This window comes from Sediminicoccus sp. BL-A-41-H5, from assembly GCF_050632405.1.
Lineage (GTDB): Bacteria > Pseudomonadota > Alphaproteobacteria > Acetobacterales > Acetobacteraceae > Roseococcus.
In genome coordinates this window covers 1,712,928-1,732,402 of record NZ_CP192601.1, presented here as the reverse complement: position 1 = coordinate 1,732,402, position 19,475 = coordinate 1,712,928, and the positions used below count along the sequence as shown (strand labels likewise).

At 71.1% G+C, this 19,475-nt stretch carries 19 protein-coding genes; 4 read left to right on the top strand and 15 right to left on the bottom strand.

The window, feature by feature from the left end:
- Positions 1-46: 46 nt before the first annotated feature.
- Positions 47-1,051: an AI-2E family transporter gene (locus ACQ860_RS08650; protein WP_431302977.1), complete on the bottom strand. Its 1,005-nt coding sequence runs from the start codon at positions 1,049-1,051 to the stop codon at positions 47-49.
- Positions 1,052-1,243: 192 nt separating this feature from the next.
- Between ACQ860_RS08650 and ACQ860_RS08645 the strand changes: the two genes are divergently transcribed.
- Positions 1,244-1,768: a hypothetical protein gene (locus tag ACQ860_RS08645; RefSeq protein ID WP_431302976.1), complete on the top strand. Its 525-nt coding sequence runs from the start codon at positions 1,244-1,246 to the stop codon at positions 1,766-1,768.
- A 5-nt stretch (positions 1,769-1,773) separates the two neighbouring features.
- Here the strand turns inward: ACQ860_RS08645 and ACQ860_RS08640 are convergent, their stop codons facing one another.
- The 6 genes from ACQ860_RS08640 to ACQ860_RS08615 all read right to left on the bottom strand — a co-directional run bounded on the left by ACQ860_RS08640 (position 1,774) and on the right by ACQ860_RS08615 (position 6,921).
- Positions 1,774-2,553, bottom strand: coding sequence for a 3-hydroxybutyrate dehydrogenase (locus tag ACQ860_RS08640; RefSeq protein ID WP_431302975.1), 780 nt, complete (start codon positions 2,551-2,553; stop codon positions 1,774-1,776).
- A 2-nt stretch (positions 2,554-2,555) separates the two neighbouring features.
- Entirely contained in the window at positions 2,556-3,308 is a 753-nt protein-coding gene (locus ACQ860_RS08635) for an acetoacetate decarboxylase (RefSeq protein ID WP_431302974.1), read from the bottom strand.
- Positions 3,309-3,310: 2 nt separating this feature from the next.
- The gene (locus ACQ860_RS08630) at positions 3,311-4,546 is read right to left on the bottom strand and encodes a patatin-like phospholipase family protein (RefSeq protein ID WP_431302973.1); all 1,236 of its coding nucleotides are present in this window, start codon (positions 4,544-4,546) and stop codon (positions 3,311-3,313) included.
- A 70-nt stretch (positions 4,547-4,616) separates the two neighbouring features.
- A complete protein-coding gene (locus ACQ860_RS08625) occupies positions 4,617-5,369 on the bottom strand; it encodes an FkbM family methyltransferase (RefSeq protein ID WP_431302972.1) in 753 nt (250 codons plus the stop codon).
- Positions 5,366-6,262: a VOC family protein gene (locus tag ACQ860_RS08620; protein ID WP_431302971.1), complete on the bottom strand. Its 897-nt coding sequence runs from the start codon at positions 6,260-6,262 to the stop codon at positions 5,366-5,368. The genes ACQ860_RS08625 and ACQ860_RS08620 overlap by 4 nt, the downstream gene beginning before the upstream one ends.
- Positions 6,259-6,921 carry a glutathione S-transferase family protein gene (locus ACQ860_RS08615; protein WP_431302970.1) on the bottom strand — a complete coding sequence of 221 codons (663 nt, stop codon included), beginning with the start codon at positions 6,919-6,921 and terminating at the stop codon, positions 6,259-6,261. The genes ACQ860_RS08620 and ACQ860_RS08615 overlap by 4 nt, the downstream gene beginning before the upstream one ends.
- Before the next feature lie 84 nt (positions 6,922-7,005).
- On the opposite strand from ACQ860_RS08615, the gene ACQ860_RS08610 reads away from it, so the two are divergent.
- Positions 7,006-8,178 carry a murein hydrolase activator EnvC family protein gene (locus ACQ860_RS08610; RefSeq protein ID WP_431302969.1) on the top strand — a complete coding sequence of 391 codons (1,173 nt, stop codon included), beginning with the start codon at positions 7,006-7,008 and terminating at the stop codon, positions 8,176-8,178.
- A gap of 50 nt (positions 8,179-8,228) precedes the next feature.
- Positions 8,229-8,696, top strand: a complete 468-nt coding sequence (locus tag ACQ860_RS08605) for a GlcG/HbpS family heme-binding protein (RefSeq protein ID WP_318650524.1) — start codon at positions 8,229-8,231, stop codon at positions 8,694-8,696.
- Between the two features lie 57 nt (positions 8,697-8,753).
- Here the strand turns inward: ACQ860_RS08605 and ACQ860_RS08600 are convergent, their stop codons facing one another.
- Complete coding sequence (locus tag ACQ860_RS08600) at positions 8,754-9,386, bottom strand: flavin reductase family protein (protein WP_431302968.1); 633 nt, start codon at positions 9,384-9,386, stop codon at positions 8,754-8,756.
- Positions 9,387-9,560: 174 nt separating this feature from the next.
- Between ACQ860_RS08600 and ACQ860_RS08595 the strand changes: the two genes are divergently transcribed.
- On the top strand, positions 9,561-9,827 hold the full coding sequence (locus ACQ860_RS08595; RefSeq protein ID WP_431302967.1) for a hypothetical protein: 267 nt from the start codon (positions 9,561-9,563) through the stop codon (positions 9,825-9,827).
- On the opposite strand, the gene ACQ860_RS08590 is transcribed toward ACQ860_RS08595, so the two are convergent.
- The 7 genes from ACQ860_RS08590 to ACQ860_RS08560 form a co-directional block, all read right to left on the bottom strand.
- Positions 9,805-11,505: a flavin-containing monooxygenase gene (locus ACQ860_RS08590; RefSeq protein WP_431302966.1), complete on the bottom strand. Its 1,701-nt coding sequence runs from the start codon at positions 11,503-11,505 to the stop codon at positions 9,805-9,807. The genes ACQ860_RS08595 and ACQ860_RS08590 overlap by 23 nt on opposite strands.
- A gap of 124 nt (positions 11,506-11,629) precedes the next feature.
- Entirely contained in the window at positions 11,630-11,974 is a 345-nt protein-coding gene (locus ACQ860_RS08585; protein ID WP_431302965.1) for an FKBP-type peptidyl-prolyl cis-trans isomerase, read from the bottom strand.
- Between the two features lie 66 nt (positions 11,975-12,040).
- Positions 12,041-12,511, bottom strand: coding sequence for a hypothetical protein (locus ACQ860_RS08580; RefSeq protein ID WP_431302964.1), 471 nt, complete (start codon positions 12,509-12,511; stop codon positions 12,041-12,043).
- Between the two features lie 118 nt (positions 12,512-12,629).
- Positions 12,630-14,723, bottom strand: a complete 2,094-nt coding sequence (locus ACQ860_RS08575; protein WP_431302963.1) for a hypothetical protein — start codon at positions 14,721-14,723, stop codon at positions 12,630-12,632.
- Positions 14,724-14,936: 213 nt separating this feature from the next.
- Positions 14,937-17,618 carry a DUF4159 domain-containing protein gene (locus ACQ860_RS08570; RefSeq protein ID WP_431302962.1) on the bottom strand — a complete coding sequence of 894 codons (2,682 nt, stop codon included), beginning with the start codon at positions 17,616-17,618 and terminating at the stop codon, positions 14,937-14,939.
- On the bottom strand, positions 17,615-18,472 hold the full coding sequence (locus ACQ860_RS08565) for a DUF58 domain-containing protein (protein WP_431302961.1): 858 nt from the start codon (positions 18,470-18,472) through the stop codon (positions 17,615-17,617). Before ACQ860_RS08565 ends, ACQ860_RS08570 begins: the two co-directional genes overlap by 4 nt.
- Positions 18,465-19,460 (bottom strand): AAA family ATPase, encoded by a 996-nt coding sequence (locus ACQ860_RS08560; protein ID WP_431302960.1) that lies wholly within the window; start codon positions 19,458-19,460, stop codon positions 18,465-18,467. The genes ACQ860_RS08565 and ACQ860_RS08560 overlap by 8 nt, the downstream gene beginning before the upstream one ends.
- Between the last annotated feature and the right edge of the window lie 15 nt (positions 19,461-19,475).

Genomic DNA, 19,475 nt, shown 5'->3' with positions numbered 1-19,475 from the left:
CGGGGGCGGGCTTGGCGTTCGGGGATCGGGCCATGAAGTCCTCGTGTCAGGCGGGGCCGGGGTCGCGGCCGGAGAGCAGGTCGGCCACCCAGCGGGAGCGGGGGAATTGCTGGCAGATGGTGAGTGCGGCGATCAAGACCGGAACGCCGATGAAGGCTCCTGGAATTCCCCAGAGGAAGGAGCCGAGGAAGACCGCCAGCAGCACCATGAAGGAGGAGACCGCCAGCGTCTTTCCGGCCAGCAGCGGCTCGATATAGCTGCCCGAGACGGTCTGGATCAGGTTGAGGCTGACGAAGACCACCAGCGCCACCTCCCAGGAGGCGAATTGCAGGATGGCGAAGATCGTCGGGAAGAGGGTCGCCACCAGCGGCCCGATGAAGGGAATGTAGTTCAGCACGAAGGCGATGACGCCCCATTCGGCCGCGAGGTCGAGCCCCATGAAGCTCGCGAAGCCCCAGACGCAAAGCCCGGTGACGACGCTCATGATGCTGCGCACCAGCATGTAGACGCGGAACTTCTGCGCGGTGAGTGCCGCGGCGCGCAGCAGGGCGGCGGGCGTCTCGCCCGGCATGCGGGCGATCTGACGCTGCACCACTTCCACCTCGAGCAGGCCGAGCACGAGGAAGACCACGGTGACGATGGTGAAGCTGACGATGCCCTGAAGCTGACCCGTCACTTCCTGCGCGATCCGCACCAGCCAGCGTGTGTTGAAATTCTCGGCGAAGACGCTGGCGACTTCGATGCCCTGCGCCGCCAGGAAGGCGAGCTTCTGCGCGTAGAGGGCCTGCAGTTGCGCGGAATTGGCGACGACCCATTGCGCCACGCCCCCGAAGGCCCAGGCGATCAGCAGCGCCATGCCGACCAGCGTGACCAGCGCCACGGCCATGGTGAGAAGCATAGCGACCGGCCCGGTCAGCAGCCCGGCGAGGCGCCGTTGCAGCGGCCAGACCAGCGCGATGGCAAAGACCGCGAAGAGGATCGGCACGACGAGCGACTGCGCCAGCACCATGGCGCCCGCCACCAGGATCGCCGCGCATAGGCCGAGCAGCATGGGAGGCTCCTTCCGGCCGCGGGAAGCCGCCGGCCCGACGAAGGTTTGTATCGCATGGCTTTTTCGCGCTGCACAACAAGCGCGCAACAGGCTGGGATGCTGGGTTCAGCGCGGGGACGGACTTTCCTGGCGCCAGCCGGTTCATTGAGGCATAGTGATGAAATAAATTCCACAATAACAAGGAGACCCGACATGGGCGTGGAATTCGCCGCCGAACGCCGGCTGCTCAGCGAGGAGGAATTCGCTCCCGTCGTCAGCAGCCACTACCCCGAGCTCGCCGCCCTGGCGCATGAGGATCTGGTGGGCCTGGCGCGCTGGCTGCGCGGCCAGCATGCGCGCGCGCGGGACATCATCCGCGGCCGGCGCCGCGTCCATCGTGGCAAGACCGAGGCGCGCGGCACGGCGGGCGAGACGGCGAGCGACCGCGGCCTGCTTGAGAAGAAACAGGTCTTCGCGCGCGGGCTGAAGCGGGTGAATGCCCGCCTGGCCGCGATCCGCGCCGAGGCGAAGCGGGCCGAGGCGACGTCGGCGCTGCAAGCCGCGCTGGCCCGCCGCCAGGCCACGCAGCCGCAGCATCCGGGCGCGGGCGCCACGCCGGCCGCCGGCGCCGCCTCGTTGCCCAACCGGAAGCGGCGCGGCATCATCACCGGGGGGCGCGTGGGCAGCGTCTCCCAGGCGGGGCGCGACGCACAGGCGGCACGGGACGCGCGGGGCTGACGCCCCTACTGCATGAACCAGCCATGGCTCACCACCAGCGACTGGCCGGTGAGCGCGTTGGAGCCGAAGGCGGCGAAGAACAGCGCCGTCTCGGCCACATCCTGGACCGTGGTGAACTCCCCATCCACGGTCTCCTTCAGCATGATGTTCTTCACCACCTCCGCCTCGGAGATGCCGAATTCCTTGGCCTGCTCGGGGATCTGCTTCTCCACCAGCGGCGTGCGCACGAAGCCCGGGCAGATGACATTGGCGCGCACGCCGTGCTTGGCCCCTTCCTTGGCCACGGTCTTGGCGAGGCCGATCAGCCCGTGCTTGGCGGTGACATAGGGCGCCTTGAGCTGTGACGCCTCCTTCGAATGCACCGAGCCCATGTAGATGATGCTGCCGCCACCCGGCCGCGCATACATGTGCCGCAGCACCGCGCGCGTGGTGAGGAAGGCGCCGTCCAGGTGGATGGCGAGAAGCTGCTTCCACTTGTCGAAGGGGAATTCCTCCAGCGGCGAGACGACCTGGATGCCGGCATTGCTGACCAGCACGTCAATGCGGCCGAAAGTCGCCAGCGCCTCGGCCACGCCCGCTTCCACCTGCGCCTCGTTCGTCACGTCCATCGCGACGCCGATCGCGCGGTCCTGCCCGCCCATTTCCAGCGCGGCCGCATCGGCTGCCGCCTTGTTGAGATCGGCGATGACGACCTTCGCACCTTCCCGCGCGAAAGTGGCGGCGATCTCCTTGCCGATGCCGCTCGCAGCCCCGGTCACGATGGCGACCTTGTCCTGCATCCGCATGGTCAGCTTTCCTTTCCCGGGTTCAGGTAGTCATGCACCACCCGGCCGAGGCCGAGCGTCAGGTCGGCCAGGATATGCGTGGCCGAGACGATCTCCAGCACGGGCAGTTCGGCCACCGGCGCCAGCGCATGCGGCATGAGGGAGAGCGCGCCGGGGCCGCTCCAGGCGCCCTTCAACGTGACATCCTCCAGGGCATATTCCACCAGCTCGCAGATGCGGGGCGTGCCATCCACATGCGGGATGATCTTCAGCAGGAAATTCGGCGTGAGCATGGAGGCCAGCACCGCCGCATGGTCCGCCGCGCGATGCTTGAAGCCCATGGTGCCGGTGGCGATCCGCACCGGCCCGTAGTCGAGCGTGCCGATAAGCGTATCCACCTCCGCCTTCAGGCGCGGCTCGGCCAGCTTCTTGGGGAAGCCCCAGAGCTCGCGGCCACCGGCGATCGGCCCTTCGTCGTTGAGGAACATGCAATGGGTGTAGCCACCCTGCCGGCCCTGAAAGGAGACGGGGATCACCTGCCCGCTCTCGGTATAGTCGCCGAAGCCGGTCGAATCGGGCATGCGGATGAACTCGTACTTCACCAGCGGCGCCTCCACGACCAGCGGCGCGGGTACGAGCGCCCGCAGCTTCTCGGGGTCGGTGCGGTAGGTGATGATGAGGTATTCGCGGTCCACGAAGCGATAGGGCCCGGGCGGGTAGGCGGGGCTCGTCAGCGGCATGGCGAAGGCCTTCGCCCGCACCTCGTCCTCATTCATGGTCAGACCTCTCCCTGGTCGGTGGGGGCGCGGGGCGGGATGTCCTGCGTGTGGCGGAAATCGAAGGCCTGGAAATGCAAGTCGCCCGGCGGGCGCTGGAAGATCTCGGGGTGGCTCAGCGCCAGCTCCGCATCGGCGCGGCCCGTCTGCCAATGCTCCACCATGCTGCGGCGGGAGAAGTTGTAGTCCTTCGAATCCGCCTCATAGGAGGGTGAGCGGTAGATGAGCTGCACCACGTTGTAGACCTTCCGGTCGGCGAATTCGCGCAGCATCTGCGCCTCCTCGCTCTGGCAGGCCTCGGGCGGCACGTCGCGCAGCAGCACGGAGAGCGCGCCGCGGATGTTCTGCAGGCGCTTCAGGTGATCCGTGCTGGCGCGGGTGCGGCTGGAGAACTGGATTTCCTTCTGCCGCACCGCGACCTCCGTCAGGTCGCGCGGCAATTCCCCGCGCGCACTCCAGAGGTCCACCTGGAAGGCCAGCGTGTCGCGCCGCTTGCGCGCCTCCACCAGCCATTGCAGCGGCGTGTTCGAGACCAGGCCGCCATCCCAATAGAATTCGCCATCAATCTCGACGGCGGGAAAGCCAGGCGGCAGCGCGCCGCTTGCCAGGATGTGCTCGGCGCGGATCGTGTCGGTCTCGGTGTCGAAATAGGTGAAGTTGCCGGTGCGGACATTCACCGCGCCGACGCTGAAGCGCATCCCGCCCGCGTTGATCCGGTCGAAATCCACCATCTCTTCCAGCGTGGATTTGAGCTTGCCCGTGTCATAGAAGCTCGTCGCCCCATCGCTGCCGGGAAACTGCGCGAAGGGCGGCGGGAAGCGTGGCTCGAAGAAGCCGGGGGCGCCCGTCACCAGCGCCTGCGCGGCGCCCCAGCGGTCCATCGCCTGGTGCAGGATGTTGCCGGCCTTGGGCGGCGTTTCGCCGAAGATGGCGCGCGAGAGGTTGGAGATGGGGCGCTCGGTCACACGCTCCCAGAAGGCGTGCAGCCGCGCCACGCGCGTCTCGGGTGGGTTGCCGGCGATCAGCGCCGCATTCACCGCGCCGATGGAGATGCCGACCACCCAGTTGGGCATCACGCCTGCCCCGGCCAGCGCTTCATAGACGCCGCCCTGATAGGCGCCAAGCGCGCCGCCGCCCTGCAGCAGCAGAGCGACACAGGCGAAGCCCTGGGGTGTCGGCACGGCCTGGATTTTGGGGGCGGTCGGGGATTTGCGCTTCCGGCTGGGCGCAGCGGCCATGGGGTCATCCTTGCCTGCGTGGGCAAGTATTGAGCCACGCCCTGCGGCGGATGTCACGGCATGATCCGGGTCAGTCCCGTGACAGCTGGCCTGACTCGCGTGCGGCATAGACATCGCCGCTATTGGCCTCGGCCGGCAGGTCGGAGAGCCATTGCGCCATCGCCTCCGCACCCACCGCGTGAGGGAAGACCCATGCCATGCTCTCGCCAAGGCAGGCGTTGAAATGGCTGAAGCCAAGGGTGGAAAGGCGCTCCAGGCTTGTTTGCGCCACGCCACGCTGGATGGTGGTGAACTCGAAGGACAGCGCGCGCGGCGCGTGGGACAGGCCGGCCAGCACCTCCGCCTCCCAGCCCTCGACGTCGATCTTCACGAAATCGGGCATGCCGTGGGCTGCGATCAGCGCATCCAGCGTGGTGCGGGGCAGGGCGATTTCCGCATCCCAGACCTGGCCTTCCCAGCCCGGCGCGCCATCCGCGGCGGCGATGAAATCCGTGCTGGCGGTGGCGACGGTGGGGTTGGCGCTGTTCAGGCGCAGCACCGCCTCGCCCTCGCTCGCGCCGATCAGGGTCTGCACGAGGGTGAAGCCCGGCGTGCCGCTGAACATCAGGCGCAGCGCGCGGGCCAGGCGGGGCTGCGGCTCCACCGCGACCACGCGCGCGCCAAGGCGCAGGAAGCTGGCCGCACGGTCCCCCACATGGCAGCCGACATCGAAGGCGAGGCCGCCCGGGCCGAGGAAGCGCTGGTAGAAGCCGTCCAGCACGGGCCGCCGCTCGGGCGCGTGATAGAGGCGCAGGCTGCGCCCGATGGCGGCGGCGTGGCTCACGGGTGGAAGACGAGCGCCGCACCAGCCGCATGTGCGGGCGGCACCATCAGCGCGCCGCCGGGCAGCTCCACCAGCGGCAGATGGGCCAGCAGGCGGCGCACGGCGGCGTTGCCGTCGCTGGTCTGCACCCAGAAGCCCGCCATGAAGGGCAGGTCAGGGATCGCGACGCCCGGCAGCGTGGCCGGAAGATCCTCCGGCGCGGAGATCGAAACCCGCGTCTCCATCGCCGGCGCCTGCGGGCCGGCGACACCCGCGCCGCCCGGGAAGCGCAGCAGGAAGCCGCCCGCGCCGCGCGGCTCGATGACGAGGCCGGTCAGCTTGGACAGGCGCGCCGCCGTCACCGCGGGCTCCGCGCTTACCAGCAGCAGCTCGGTCAGCGCCACCGCCTGATTGGCGTGGTCCATCCAGCGCTCCTGCCAGATCAGCCCGGGCGTGTGGTGGGTGATGAGCTGAAGCCGCCCCTCCGGCGCATCCGGATAGGGCAGGCGCGAGAATTTCGCGCGCGGCCCGTCGGGCTTGTCCACGGGGCGCTCCAAGTGGGCGACGCCGGGGATGGGAATGCCCGCGCGCCGCATGCGCGCGAGATTGGCCTCCGCGTCGTCCATCCCCATGGCGAGGATGTGCAGCCCCTCGTAGCGGGCGATGAACTTCGACAGGCCGTTGTCGAAGCGGCCTGGCTCCAGGATCGCCAGCAGCTCGATATAGCCGTGCTTCAGGAAGGCGCAGCGATTGCCGGTGGCGTAGAGCTCGACCGGCGCATCCGGCGTCGGCCGTCCCGATTGCTGCGCGATGGGCGAGAGCGAGAAGCCCAGCGCCTCGAACTGCGCCGTCATCGGCCCGAGATTTTGCGCGCAGATGCCCACATGGTCGAGCGCGAGGGCGGTGCTGGTCATGCCGGATTCTCATATTTGGGCAGGAGCCATTCGGCAGGTTCGGCCATGGCGCCCCGATACCACTCATCCACGAGGGGATGCGCCCGCACCGCCGCCATATAGGCCTGGCTCGTCGCCGAAAGCTCCGGCTGCCAGGTGAGGAAGCGCGCGACCACGGGGGCGTACATCACATCCGGGATGGTGAAGGCGCGGCCCATCAGGAAGGGGCCGCCATGCGCGGCCAGCGCCTCGGCCCAGATGGCCTCGATGCGGGCGATGTCGGCCAGCGCGCCCTCGGTGCGGCCCCGGCCGGGGAAGGTGCGGCCCAGGTTCATCGCCATGGCCATGCGCAGCTCGCGAAAGCCCGCATGCATCTCGCTCGCGATGCTGCGGGCATGGGCGCGCGCCTTCCGTTCGGCCGGCCAGAGGGCAGGGGCGAACTCCGCGCAGTATTCGGCGATGGCGAGGCTCTCCCAAATGCGTGCACCCTGGTGCTCCAGATAGGGCACGAGGCCGCTGGGCGAGTTTTCCTGCACGGCGGGGCTGCCCTTGCCGCCGGTGCCCGCGAGCGGGAGGACCACCTCCTCCACGTCGAGCCCGGCCAGCTTCACGGCCAGCCAGCCGCGCAACGACCAGGAGGAATAACGGCGATTGCCGATGAAGAGGCGACCTTCGGCCATGATGCAGTCCCTGATTCCGTCCAGGCATTTTCGCATGCAAGCGAAAGGCTGGCGACACCCCCGCGCCACCCGTTACCAAGGCGCGTGATCCGTCCGCTCGCCCTGCTCCTGCTGCTGATGGGCCCTGCGCTGGCGCAGGATGTCCCGGCCGCCCGCCGCGCCGCCGAAGCCGAGCGCGCCGCCGCCGCCCAGGCCGCTGAGCGCGCAAGGGAGGCAGCGGCACAGGCCCAGCAATTGGCGTCCGAGCGCATCGCCGGCGCCGCCCGTGTGCAGGCCGCCGAGCGCGCGGCGCTGGCCGCCGGAACTCGCGCCGAAGCCGCCCGCCGGGCCGAGGCGGAGGCGCGGACCGAGCAGGAGCGCATCGCGGCCGAACTCGCTCCCCTCATGCCGCTGCTGATGCGGCTCGCCGCGCAGCCCGCGCCCATCCTGCTCGCCGCCCCCCTGCCGCCAGCCGAGGTGGCGATGGGCCTCGCTGCCCTGCGCGCCATGCTGCGCGAGGCGCAAAGCATGGCCGAGGCGCTGCGGGCGGCCGAGGCGCGGGCGGCGGAGGAAGCGCGACGCTTCGCCGAGGAGCGCCGCCAGCGCGGCTTGGCCGAGGCCGAGGCGCGCCAGGCCTCGATCCAGCTCGACCGGCAGCTCGATGCGGCACGGCAGCAACTCGCCGAGCGTAGCGCCGCCGAGCGCGCCGCCGCCGCCCGGGCCGAGGAGGCGGTGGCGCGCGCGCAAAGCCTGGAGGAGGCGATGGCCCGCCTTGAGCGGGAGCAGGCGCGCCGGGCCGAGGCCGAGCGGCGCGCGGAGGCACGGCGGCAGACCGCGGCCGAACGGCGGCTTGCCGCCCGTCGCCCGGCCGAGCCGCCGCCGGAGCCCGCGCCCGTGCCCGTGCCTTCGGCCGGCTCGTCCCAGCCCGTCGCCGGCCGGCTGGTACGCGGCTTCAACAGCCCGGGCGAGGGCGGGCCGGCGAAGGGCCTGACCTTCGCCGCCTCGCCTGGCGCGCGCGTCACCGCGCCCTGTGGTGGCAGCGTCGCCTTCGCGGCGCCCTTCCGCAGCTATGGCCGCATGGTGATCCTGGATTGCGGGCAGGGGCAGCATCTGGTGCTGGCGGGGATGGAGCGGCTGGACGTGTCAGCCGGCCAGCGCGTCCAGGCCGGTGAGCCGCTCGGCGTCCTGCCCGGCGCGGGTAGCCCCACCCTCTATGTCGAGCTGCGGCGGCGCGGCGAGGCTGTGGACCCGCGCCCGCTGGTGCGCGCGGGCGCTTGACGGCTCCGGCCGGACGGGCCATCCGCCACCGAAACCACAAGGATCGCCCCATGCCGCAGCCCGCCCACCCCGCCGCCGTGAACGGCCTCACCCTCGCCCAGGCGGAGGCCATCGCTGATGCCGCCCTCGCCAAGGGGCGCGAGATCGGGCTGCTGCCGCTCTGCGTCGTCGTGCTCGATGCGGGCGGGCATGTGAAGGTGACCAAGCGCGAGGATGGTGCGAGCCTGATGCGGCCCGAGATCGCCATGGGCAAGGCCTATGGCGCGCTGGCCATGGGTTTCGGCACGCGTGAACTGGCGCGCCGCGCCCAGGCCATGCCGGGCTTCACCAATGCCCTCTCCGACCTGACGGGCGGCCGCGCCGTGCCCGTGCCGGGCGGCGTGCTGGTGCGCGACGCGGCGAACATCCTGCTGGGCGCCGTCGGCATCTCGGGCGACGCCTCCGCGCAGGACGAGGTCTGCTGCATGGCGGGCATCGAGGCCGCGGGGCTGGTGCCCGACAACGGCGACCCGGCCTGAGCTTCGTCCAGCGGCTGATTCACGTCTTTGGTGATCTCACCAAAGACGATCAGGCGCCTACCTGTCCGGCTGCCCGGGCGCGAATCCGCCGCCATCCGTCGGGCGCAGCGCCTCGAACATCTCGGTGACGGCAGAATAATCGCGATAGCCGCAGCGCGCGAGCGGCACCGCCGCCAGCGTGTCGAACCGGCCATCGCGCAGATAGGCGTCGGCGATGTGCACGCCCACCACTTCGCCGATGATCATCCAGCCCTCCAGCGCGCGGCCCGAGGCATCCCTCAGCTGAAAGGACTGCGCCACGCGGCATTCGAGCGAGGCGGGCGAGGCCGCGACGCGCGGCGCCTTCACGATGCGGCAGGGCGCCGTCTCCAGCCCCGCCGCCTCGAACTCGCTCTCGCCTGCCGCCAGCGCGCCGGAGGAGATGTTCATCGCGTCGAAGAGCGGCCGGGTGCAGAGGTTGAACACGAACTCGCCGGTCGCGATCGCATTGGCCGCGCTGTGCTTCATCGTCTCGCTGGTGAAGCAGAGCATGGCGGGGCGGGAATGCACCGCGTTGAAGAAGCTGTAGGGCGCCAGGTTGGGCCGCCCCTCGGCATTCAGCGTGGAGATCCAGCCGATGGGGCGCGGCGCCACGATGGCCTTGAAGGGATCATGCGGCAGGCCGTGGCCGAGGCGCGGTTCATAGAACATGGCAAGTCTCCAAAACTGGCAGTGCGCCCGCAATCTGGCCCCGGGCGCGACGCCTGGGAAGCGGGTTGCGCGGAGCGGAAATCGGGCCCATCTCCTCGCCGCGCCAACTGGTGGCGCGAATCCGCGTTAGGCTTGGGGTGGCTTCTCCCGAAGAGACGCTCTGGAGGACGATCCGTGTTCAAGGTTCTGTACCGCTTCTCGGGCCACAACTACGCGACGCGCATGGAAGGCGGCGGGAAGTTCTCCGAGGGGCAGCTGCAATTCCTCACCATCCCGCGCGTCGGCGAGCATGTGCAGATCCTCGACCACAAGAGCATGTCGGTCGCCAATTCCCGCACCATCGATCCGCAGCACAACGGCACTTATGTGGTGGAGCGCGTGACGCACAGCCTCGTTGAGAACACGAACGAGATCGTGCTCAGCCTGCGCCGCGACTGGTGACGAGCCCCGCCTCGCGCGCCTTGATCTGCATCGCAAGGAATTTCGAATAGATCCGGCACTGGGCGAGGCTGCCGGCGGTGAACCACAGCCCTTCCTGCGCTGTCGGCCGCCACATGTTGCGGAGTTCTCCGCCTTCATCGAAGCCCCAGACGGGGCCCGCGCGCTCGGCCACCGCATCGCCCAGATAGGCGCGCACCGTCTCCTGCTGGTTCTTGTAGCCGGTGGCGAGCACAAGCAGTTCCGTCGGCACCACGCGCCCATCCTTCATGCGAAGCCCCTCGGGCACGAAGCGGTCCACATCGGCGTCGTGCACCAGGCCGATTTCGCGCCGGGCTATGAGGTCCGAGCAGCCGACATTGAAGTAGTAGCCGCCGCCGCGCTCCAGGTACTTCATCTGGAAGCCCATCGAGCCCTCGTCATTGTCCAGCCGGAAACCCACGGCGGCCAGCGAATCCAGCAAGGGCTGGTCAAGCTTGCGCGAATGCGTCGTGGCGCGGCGATAGGCCTCGCACAGCACGGGATAGGGCATGGCGGTCGCCAGCAGGTCGCAATCGCGGATCGGCAGGCCTTCCGTGTAGATGGCATAGACGCGCTGCGCTTCCGCGAGGCTCACGATATAGGTCGGACTGCGCTGGATCATGCTGACCTTGGCACCCGAGGCGTGCAGATCCTGCGCCACGTCATGCCCGGAATTGCCGGTGCCGAGCACGAGCGCGGGCCGGCCCTTCCACTCATGCCCCGCGACATACTCGCCCGAATGCATCACGGTGCCGGCGAAATCCTCGAGGCCCGGCAGCTTCGGGCGGATTGGGATGCTGCTGACGCCGGTCGCGAAGACGATGTGCCGCGGCCGCATCACGCGCATGCTGCCATCGGCGCGCTTCAGCATCACCTCCCAGGCGTCGCCGACGCGCTGGCCCGAGACCAGCTCGGTGCCGGTCCAGAAGTTCAGCTCCATCGCCTCGACATAGAACTCGAACCAGTTGGCGAGCTTGTCCTTGGGGATGAAGACCGGCCAGGTGTCGGGGAAGGGCAGATAGGGAAGGTGGTTGACCGAGGTCTCGTTGTGCAGCGTCAGCGCGTGGTAGCGTTTGCGCCAATTGTCGCCGATGCGCGCGGCGCGATCCACGATCAGCGTGTCCACGCCCATCTGGCCGAGGCGGGCCGCGATGGAAAGGCCGGCCTGGCCGCCGCCCACCACCAGCACCGCCGGGTCACGGTCTTCATAGGCGCGGGCGCGGTTGCGCTTGTCGAGCCAGTTCTCGCCCCCGAATTCGCGGCTGTAGTCGGGCAGTTCCACCTGGCCTTGCCCGGTCATCTCCTCCAGCGCGGTGAGCAGCGTCCAGGCCCGGCCCTCGACCAGCCGGGCGACGCCCGAGCCCGCGCCATGTTCCGCATCGAAGGCGAAGATCACCTCCAGGCAGTCCACGCCGGCGCGCTGCACGCGGCGCGGGGCCGATCGGGCCGGGTCGAGCCGGAAGTTCTTCGCCCGCGCGCCCTGGAGGGCCTTGGCGATGGCGGCGGTGCCGGAGGTGGTGCGGATATCCCAGCCGAAGGCCAGCAGGTCCCGCCAATGGCCATCGGGCTGGAACACGGCGCCGAGATCGCCCGAGGCGAGTGCCGCCTCGAAGGCGCCGAGCCAGGCGGTGGCGCTGGCGGTGTGGTCCATGGCGTTCATGGCATTCTCTCCCTCGTTGGAGAGGAAGCCCACAGGCTTGAGGGCGTCGCGTCAAGCCGCGCGGCCCCGGCTGTGCCTCCACCAGCGCCGCGAGCTGTTGCATCTCGCGGCGCATCGGCGGTGTTCAGCCGACTTCGAGCAGTTCCACGTCGAAGACGAGCGTCGCGTTGGGGGGGATCACGCCGCCCGCGCCACGCGCGCCGTAGCCGAGCTCGGGCGGCAGGACCAGGCGGCGATGCCCACCCACCTTCATGCCGACCACGCCGCGGTCCCAACCCTGAATCACATGGCCTGCGCCCAGCGGGAAGCGGAAGGCCTCGCCGCGATCGCGCGAGCTGTCGAACTTGCGGCCCTTGTTCTCGGGCGCGGCGGCATCAAAGAGCCAGCCGGTGTAGTGCACCGCGACGGGGCGCCCGGCAGTGGCCTCGGGGCCCGTGCCCAGCGTCACGTCGGTGAAGAAGTCGGTCATGTGGAATCTCCAGGTGGGGCGGGGGCCAGCTTCAACAGCGAATGGGCCCCCGCGCGGAGGCCTGTATCAGCGCGGCGCTATTTCGGAAATCAGCAGCTGCGCCGGCACGCCGGAGCCGCGGCCGTAATGGCCGATCCAGATATCATACTGCCCGGATTGCGGGCGGGTGAAGACGATGCCCGGATCCGTGCCGCGGAAGTCGTCGTTGCAGATCCACTTCCCGTCGGGAAGGTTGATCACGAGCGTGACATCCGTGCGCGCCGTGGCCGAGATGTAGAGTGGCAGCCCACCGCCCGCGCGATAGTTCAGGCGCACATCGGGCGGGGTCGCGATGGAGCCGACGCAGCCCGGGCCACCGATGCGCTCGGCCGGGATGTTGCCGCCGGCGGTGATGTTCACGACCGTCGGATCGGGCGCGAAGTTGAAGTTGAGGTTCAGCGTGCCGAAGGATGGGCGGCGGTTCACATCCTGCGCGACGACGCTGCCCGCTGTCATGGCGAGGGCGGCGGCCGCGATGGCCAGGGCGCGTGGAAACATGGAAGGGGCTCCCTCGGGGTTGTTGGCGAGCGGTCGCTGTTGTTGGCAAGGCGAGCGTCCATCGCCGCGCGCGATCTTGCAAGACGAAGCTTGCCGCCCGGTGAAGGGCGGGCCAGCTTCAGCGCGCCTCGCGCCGCCAGGCGAGGATGGCAACGCCCAGCAGCAGAGGCAGCATGAGCCAGGGCGGCAGCAAGGGGAGGGCCGCGATGCCGGTGACGGTGTGGTCCTCGCGCTTGCGCAGCCCGATCCAGCCTGAGCCCTGCGCGTCCCGCCCAGCGGCGACGGCGCGAATCTCTGGCAGGCTCGTGCCCTCGCCCACCCAGCGTGCGGCGCCGCCCGTGGCGTTCACCACCGCCTGCAGCCGCGTGGGATCGGAGCGAAGATCGGCGAATTCGGGCGGATTGGCGGGCATGGCGGCGGCGAAGGCCTGGCGGCGGCCGTCACTGACCTGCCAGAGGCCCGGCGACTCGGCCGGCGCCTCGGTGCCGGCGCGGCCGCCCGTGCCCGGGTTGAGCGGCACGCGGGAGCTGGTGCCGTCGGGCGCTGTGATCGTGACCTCGGGTGGAGCCGCGGCATCGAGGCTGCGGCGCGCGATGAAGAGGCGCCCGGCTTCGATTCGCGCCGTGAGGTCCTCCTCCTCCAACTCCGGTTCGCGCATCAGCCAATGCGCGGTGCGGCGGAGCAGTTCCTGTTGCGGCCCGCCGCCATCATGTCCGCGCGACCAGAGCCAGATATGGTCGGACAGCATCAGCGCCACGCGCCCTTGGCCCACGCGGTCCAGGATGAGCAGCGGCGCGCCGCCGGCCCCTTCCATCAGCGTCGCCCCCGCGCGCGGGTCTGTGCGGATCGTCCGGTACCAGCGGCCCCAGCTTGGCTCCGCCGTTTCGGTGTTGCCGCCGGGCATGCCCTCCGTCACTGGGTGCCGCGCGCCGGCGCCGCTGATGCGCGGGCGATAAGCCTGCTCGATGATGGCTTGCTGCGGGTTCAGGGGACGCGCGGGCAGCACCGCGCCCAGAGGTGTCGCAGCGAGGCTGGTCGGGCCCACGAATTCCGGGCCGACCGAGAGCAGCAGCGCGCCGCCAGCGCGGACATATTCCGCGATGTTGCGCATGTAGCTGGGCGGCAGGATGCCGCGATTGGCGAAGCGGTCGAAGATCACGAGGTCGAATTCGCGCAGCTTCACCTGGAAGAGCTCGCGCACCGGGAAGGCGATCAGCGCGAGTTCGTTCAGTGGCGTCAGGTCATCCTTCTCGGGCGGGCGGAGGATGGTGAAGTGGACGAGATCCACGCCCGGATCGGCCTTGAGCAGGCGGCGCCAGGTGCGTTCGCCCGCATGCGGCTCGCCCGAGACGAGGAGCACGCGCAGCCGGTCCCGCACGCCATTGAGCGCGACGACGACGCGGTTGTTGACGTCGCTCACCTCGCCCGGTCGCGTCTCGGCGACGAGGTCGATCACGGAGGGGCCGGCGCGTTCGATGGGGAGCGTGATGCGGTGCTCGCGCCCGATGGGTACGGCCTCGGTGATGGGGGCGGCGCCGTCGCGGCGGAGTGTCAGTTGCGCAGTGCCTTCCCCGCCGCCGCGCACGCCCAGGTCCTCGATGATGAGGCGCAGTTCGACCGTGCGGCCGACGATGCCGAAGCCCGGCGCCTCGATCAGGCGGATGCGGCGATCCGTCTCGCCTGCGCGGCCGGGCATGAGGAGATGGAGCGGCACGCCCTCGCCGGGTGCCCAGGCTCCATCGGCGGGCACGTCATGCACCTGTCCGTCGGAGAGCAGCAGCACGGCGGCGAGGCGCGCGGCCGGGATGTCGGCGAGCGCGCGTTCCAGCGCGGCGAAGGCGCGGGTGCCCTGGTTGCCGCCCTCGGGGATGTCCACCACCCGGAGTTCCACGTCCCGCATGCGGCCGATCCGCGCCTCGATCTGCCGGCGCGCGGCCTCGATGCCAGCGGCGTGGGTGCTGGCCGCGCGCGTGCTGTCGCTGCGGTCCACCAGCAGCAGCGCGATGTCTGGCCGCGTCTCGCGCGTTTCCTCGACGAGGCGCGGCTGCGCCAGCGCGCCCAGGATCAAGGCGAAGGCGAGCGCCCGCCACCAGACGCCCCGCGCGCGGCGCAGTGCGGCCGGCAGCAGCGCGAGTGCGCAAAGTGCCGCAAGCCCGCCCAGCAGCCAGAGCGGCAGGATCGGCGCGAAGTCGAAGGCGAGCGAGGTATTCACGAAGAAGCCCTCACGATGCGCGAAGCCCCATCAGGTTCATGACGCCCTCCCAAGGTTCCGCCCCCCGGCAAGGCGTGCGGCTCCGCCGCGCGCCCCGCGAAGTCCCCCCAGGCACAAGCGCCCGGCCGGGGCCCCGCGAAGACGCGCAGCGGCTTTGTGGGGAACGCAGTCGGGGCCCCCGCGAAGACGCCGAAGGCGGGTTCGTGGGGAGCATCAGTTTCCGAGCCTTTCCAGGATGGCCGGCACATGTACCTGGTCGCCCTTGTAGTTGCCGGTGAGCGCGTACATCACGAGGTTCGCGCCGAAGCGATAGGCCAGGATGCGCTGGCGCGCGCCACCCGGCACCGCCGCGTGCAGGTTCTGCCCGCGCGCATCCACCGCCCAGGCCCCCGCCCAGTCATGCCCGCCGATGACGACGGGCGAGACGCTGTCATTGGCGCGGTCCTGCTCGCGGCTGACCCAGACCGTGCCGCCGGCGAAGCGGCCGGGCAGTTCGGCCAGCAGGTAGAAGGCGCGGCGCAGGACGTGTTCTTCGGGCACGGGCATGAGCGGCGGGATGGCGAGGCCCTGCGTCACGCGGCGCAGAGCCTGGCGCGCACCGGGCGCGAAGCCCTCGCCTGAGCCCTCGTCGCGCGTGTCGAAGAGGATGATGCCGCCGTTGCGCATGAAACCGTTCAGCGCCGTGGTCGCCGCGGGGTCCAGCGCGGGTGCGTCGGGCCGTACCGCGAAGTAGAGCAGGGGGTAGAAGCTGAGGTCGTCGCGGCCCGGCGTCACGCCCATGGGCTCGGCCAGGGTGGCGGCGGTGCGGCGGTTCACGAAGTCGGACAGGCCGACCAGCCCCTGGCGGGTGGTTTCGTCCAGCGCCGCATCGCCGGTCAGGACATAGCCGAGGCGGGTGACGAGGGCGGATTGCCCATCCTGCTCCTGCGCGATGGCGGGCGCTGCGACCAGCAGCAGGGCGAGTGCGGCGGCGCGGGCCGGCAGCAGCAGGCCCCGCAGCCGGAGCGAGACCAGCAGGTCGGCGGCCAGGATCAGCAGGGCGGCGGCCAGCAGCCAGGGGCCGAGGTCGCGCTCGGCCGGGATGGTGGCGATGCTGCGCAGCGTGGTGCCGGCGGGCGGCTGCGCGTGCAGCGTGGGCGCGGGCAGGGTCTCGCCCAGGTTCACGGCGCGGCGATAGCCCTCGCCGCCCGCCGTGCCATACCAGCCGGGTGGGTGGCGCGCGGAGATCACCACCTCGCCCGTGGCAGGCAGGGGCTGCGCGCCGGGCGGCGGCGGCACGGCGCGGCCGAAGCCGTCCAGAGCCTCCAAGGGCGCCAGCATCGCCTCGCCTTCCGTCCCCGCCACGCCGCCCGAGAGGGCAACGAGGCGACGCAGCATCTGGACGAAGAGGCCGGAGAGCGGCAGGTCCGACCATTCGGCGGTGGCCGTCACGTGAAACAGCACGATCCGCCCCGCGCCGCGCGTCTCTGCCGTCACCAGCGGCGTGCCGTCCGCGAGGCGCGCCCAGACGCGTTCGGCCAGGCGCGGCGAGGGTTCGGCCAGCACCTGGCGCTCGATGGTGACCTCGGCCGGCACGGCGAGGCCGGCGAAGGGCGAGCCCTCGGGGAAGGCGGCCAGGCGCTGCGGCTGCTCCCAGGAGAGGGAGCCGCCCAATTGCCGCTCGGCGCGGAGTTGCACGGGCAGCAGCGGATCAGGCCGCTCGGCCAGGCGCGCGCCGGCGAAGCGGATCAGCAGGCCGCCCTGCTGCACGAAGCGTGTGAGGGCGGCGAGCTCCGGCCCCTCGGCCACCGGCCGGTCTGCCAGGATGAGCACGGAGATGGGGCGTGCCAGAAGGCGCTCCACATCGCCGCGCCGCAGCTCGGCGAAGGGGTTGAGGGCGCGCTCCAGGTAGAAGAGGTCGCCGATCAGGGGCGCGTCCGCGCCTTGCTCGGCGCCGGGCAGCAGACCCACGGGCCGGCGGCGGAAGCGCTCATCCAGCAGGACCACGGCGCCGGGGCCGTTCTCCTCGGCGAGGTCGAGGCGATGGACGCGGTTGCGGATCTCGGTTGGCAGTTCCAGCACCGCCTGCGCTTCTGTGGCGCCGGCGCCAAGCGCGAAGCTGGTGCGGGCGAGCGCCCGGCCATCCTGGGCGCGGGCGATGAGGTTCGCCTCGCCCGGGACCAGGACGGGGGATTGGCGGAGCGTGGCGATGAGCCGGTCGCCCTCGGCGCGGGGCGGGGTGAGCAGCCGGACCGGGCGTTCCTCGGCGCGGGCGAGGGTGAGGTTGGGGCCGAGGCGCGCCATCAGGGCGTCGGCCGCCGGTCGGTCGTGATGGGCGAGGCCGTCCGAGAGGTAGAGCGCGGAGAAGCGCCCCGGTTCGTTGCGCGTCCAGGCTTCGAGGGCGGCCAGCGCCGCGGCGCGCTCCGGTGGCCAGGCGCGCGGGCGGAGCGCGGCGAGGCGGGGGGCGAGGTCGCCCACCGGCATGGGGCCGATGACGCGGGGCGGCGCGGCGCCCTCGCCGGGTGCGGTGGTGAGCAGCGCACCCGGCCGACCCTCGCGCCCCGCCCGCTCCAGCTCGGCCTGGGCAATGGCGATCCGCAGTGGCCAGTCGGGGCCGGAGGCCCAGCCATCATCCACCACCAGCAGCAGCGTGCCCGCCCCCCCGGCATCGCCGCCCGGCCCCAGCACGGGGCGGGCGAGGCCCAGGATGAGCAAAACGGCGGCGGCGATGCGCATCAGCAGCACCCACCAGGGCGTGCGGGCGGGCGTTTCCTCGGCCAGCGGCAGATCGCGCAGCAGCATGGCGGCGGGGAAGTCCATCCGGCGCGGCTGCGGCGGCGTCACGCGCAGCAGCCACCAGAGCAGCGGCAGGGCCGGCAGGGCGAGCAGCAGCCAGGGGGCGGCGAAGCTGATCATTGCGGAGCCAGCGCCTGCCACAGCGCCAGCAAAGCGGCATGCGGCGGATGGTCGGTGCGGTGCGTCGAAAAGCCCCAGCCGGCGGCGCGGGCCATGGTGGCGAGGCCCGCGCGATGCGCGGCCAGGCGTTCGGCATAGAGTGGGCGGATGGTCTCCACCCGGGGGATCAGCAGGGGCGCCTCGCCCTCCAGCCCATCGAAGCGGATGCGCCCGGCATAGGGCAGGGTTTCCTCGGCCGGATCCATCACCTGCAGCATCTGGCCGCGCACCGGCCGCGCCGCGAAGCTGGAGAGCGCCGCCTGGATCTCGGGGATGGGCTGCAGGAAATCACCGATCATGACGAGGCGCGCATGGCGCGGCACGGAGAGATCGGGCGTTTCCTCCGCCTTGCCGCGCAGCAGCGCCATGGCCAGGGCCGGCAGGGCCGCGCGGCCCATGAAGGCACGGCGGTCCCCCTGCAGCAGCCGCACCCGCTCGCCACCACGCAGCAGCAGGGACGCCAGCGCCAGCAGCAGCAAATCTGCCCGCTCCGCCTTGGTCTCCAGATCACGCCCCGAGCGCCATTGCATGGAAGCGGAGGGATCACGCCAGAGCAGCACGGTCTGTGCCGCCTCCCATTCCGTCTCGCGCACGAAGAGGCGGTCCGCCTTGGCGCTCTGGCGCCAATCCACGCTCGTCGCCGCATCGCCCGTCGTATAGGGCCGGAATTGCCAGAAGGCGTCGCCATGGCCGGAGCGGCGGCGGCCATGCACGCCCTGCATCACGGTCGCTGCAATCCGCTCGGCCGCCACGATGAGGGGCGGGAGACGTGCGGCGGCCGCTTCTGCGCGGGCCGGGGTCGCCAGCTCAGCCAAGGCTGGCCTTCAGCTCGGCGATCACATCGGCGAGCTTCACGCCATCGGCGCGCGCGGCGAAGGAGAGCGCCATGCGGTGGCGCAGCACGGGCGCGGCCAGCGCCAGCACGTCATCCAGGCTGGGCGACAGGCGGCCATCCAGCACGGCGCGGGCGCGGGTGGCCAGCATCAGTGCCTGCGCGGCGCGCGGGCCGGGGCCCCAGGCCAGGTTCTCCCGCACGCTGGGCAGGCCGTCGGCGCTGGGGCGCGCGCCGCGCACCAGCTTCATGATGGCACCCACCACCTGCTCGCCCACCGGGATGCGGCGGATGAGTTGCTGTGCGGCGATCAGCTCCTGCGCCGTCATGGCGGGCGTGGCGCGGGCCTCGCTGGCGCCGGTGGTGGCGAGCAGCATGGCGCGCTCGGCCTCCTCGCTCGGGTAATCCACCTCGATCTCCAGCAGGAAGCGATCGAGCTGGGCTTCCGGCAGGGGGTAGGTGCCCTCCTGCTCGATCGGGTTCTGTGTCGCCAGCACGTGGAAGGGCTCGGGCAGGGCCATGACCTGGCCGCCGATCGCCACCTTGTGCTCCTGCATGGCCTGCAGCAGGGCGGACTGGGTGCGGGGCGAGGCGCGGTTGATCTCGTCGGCCATCAGCAGCTGGCAGAAGACCGGGCCGGGCAGGAAGCGGAAGGCGCGCTTGCCGTCGGCGCCTTCCTCCAGCACCTCGCTGCCCAGGATGTCGGCCGGCATCAGGTCCGGGGTGAACTGCACGCGGCGCTCGTCGAGGCCCATCACCGTGCCCAGCGTCTGCACCAGCTTCGTCTTGCCCAGGCCGGGCACGCCCACCAGCAGCACATGCCCGCCGGAGAGCAGGGTGATCAGCACCTGATCCACCACCTCCTCCTGGCCGAAGATCACGCGCCCGATGGAGGCGCGCGCCTTCTGGAGGCGGGCGCCCAGGGATTCGATCTCCTTCATCAACGAATTGCTGTCTGCCACTTCACCCATGTGGTTGCTCTTCCC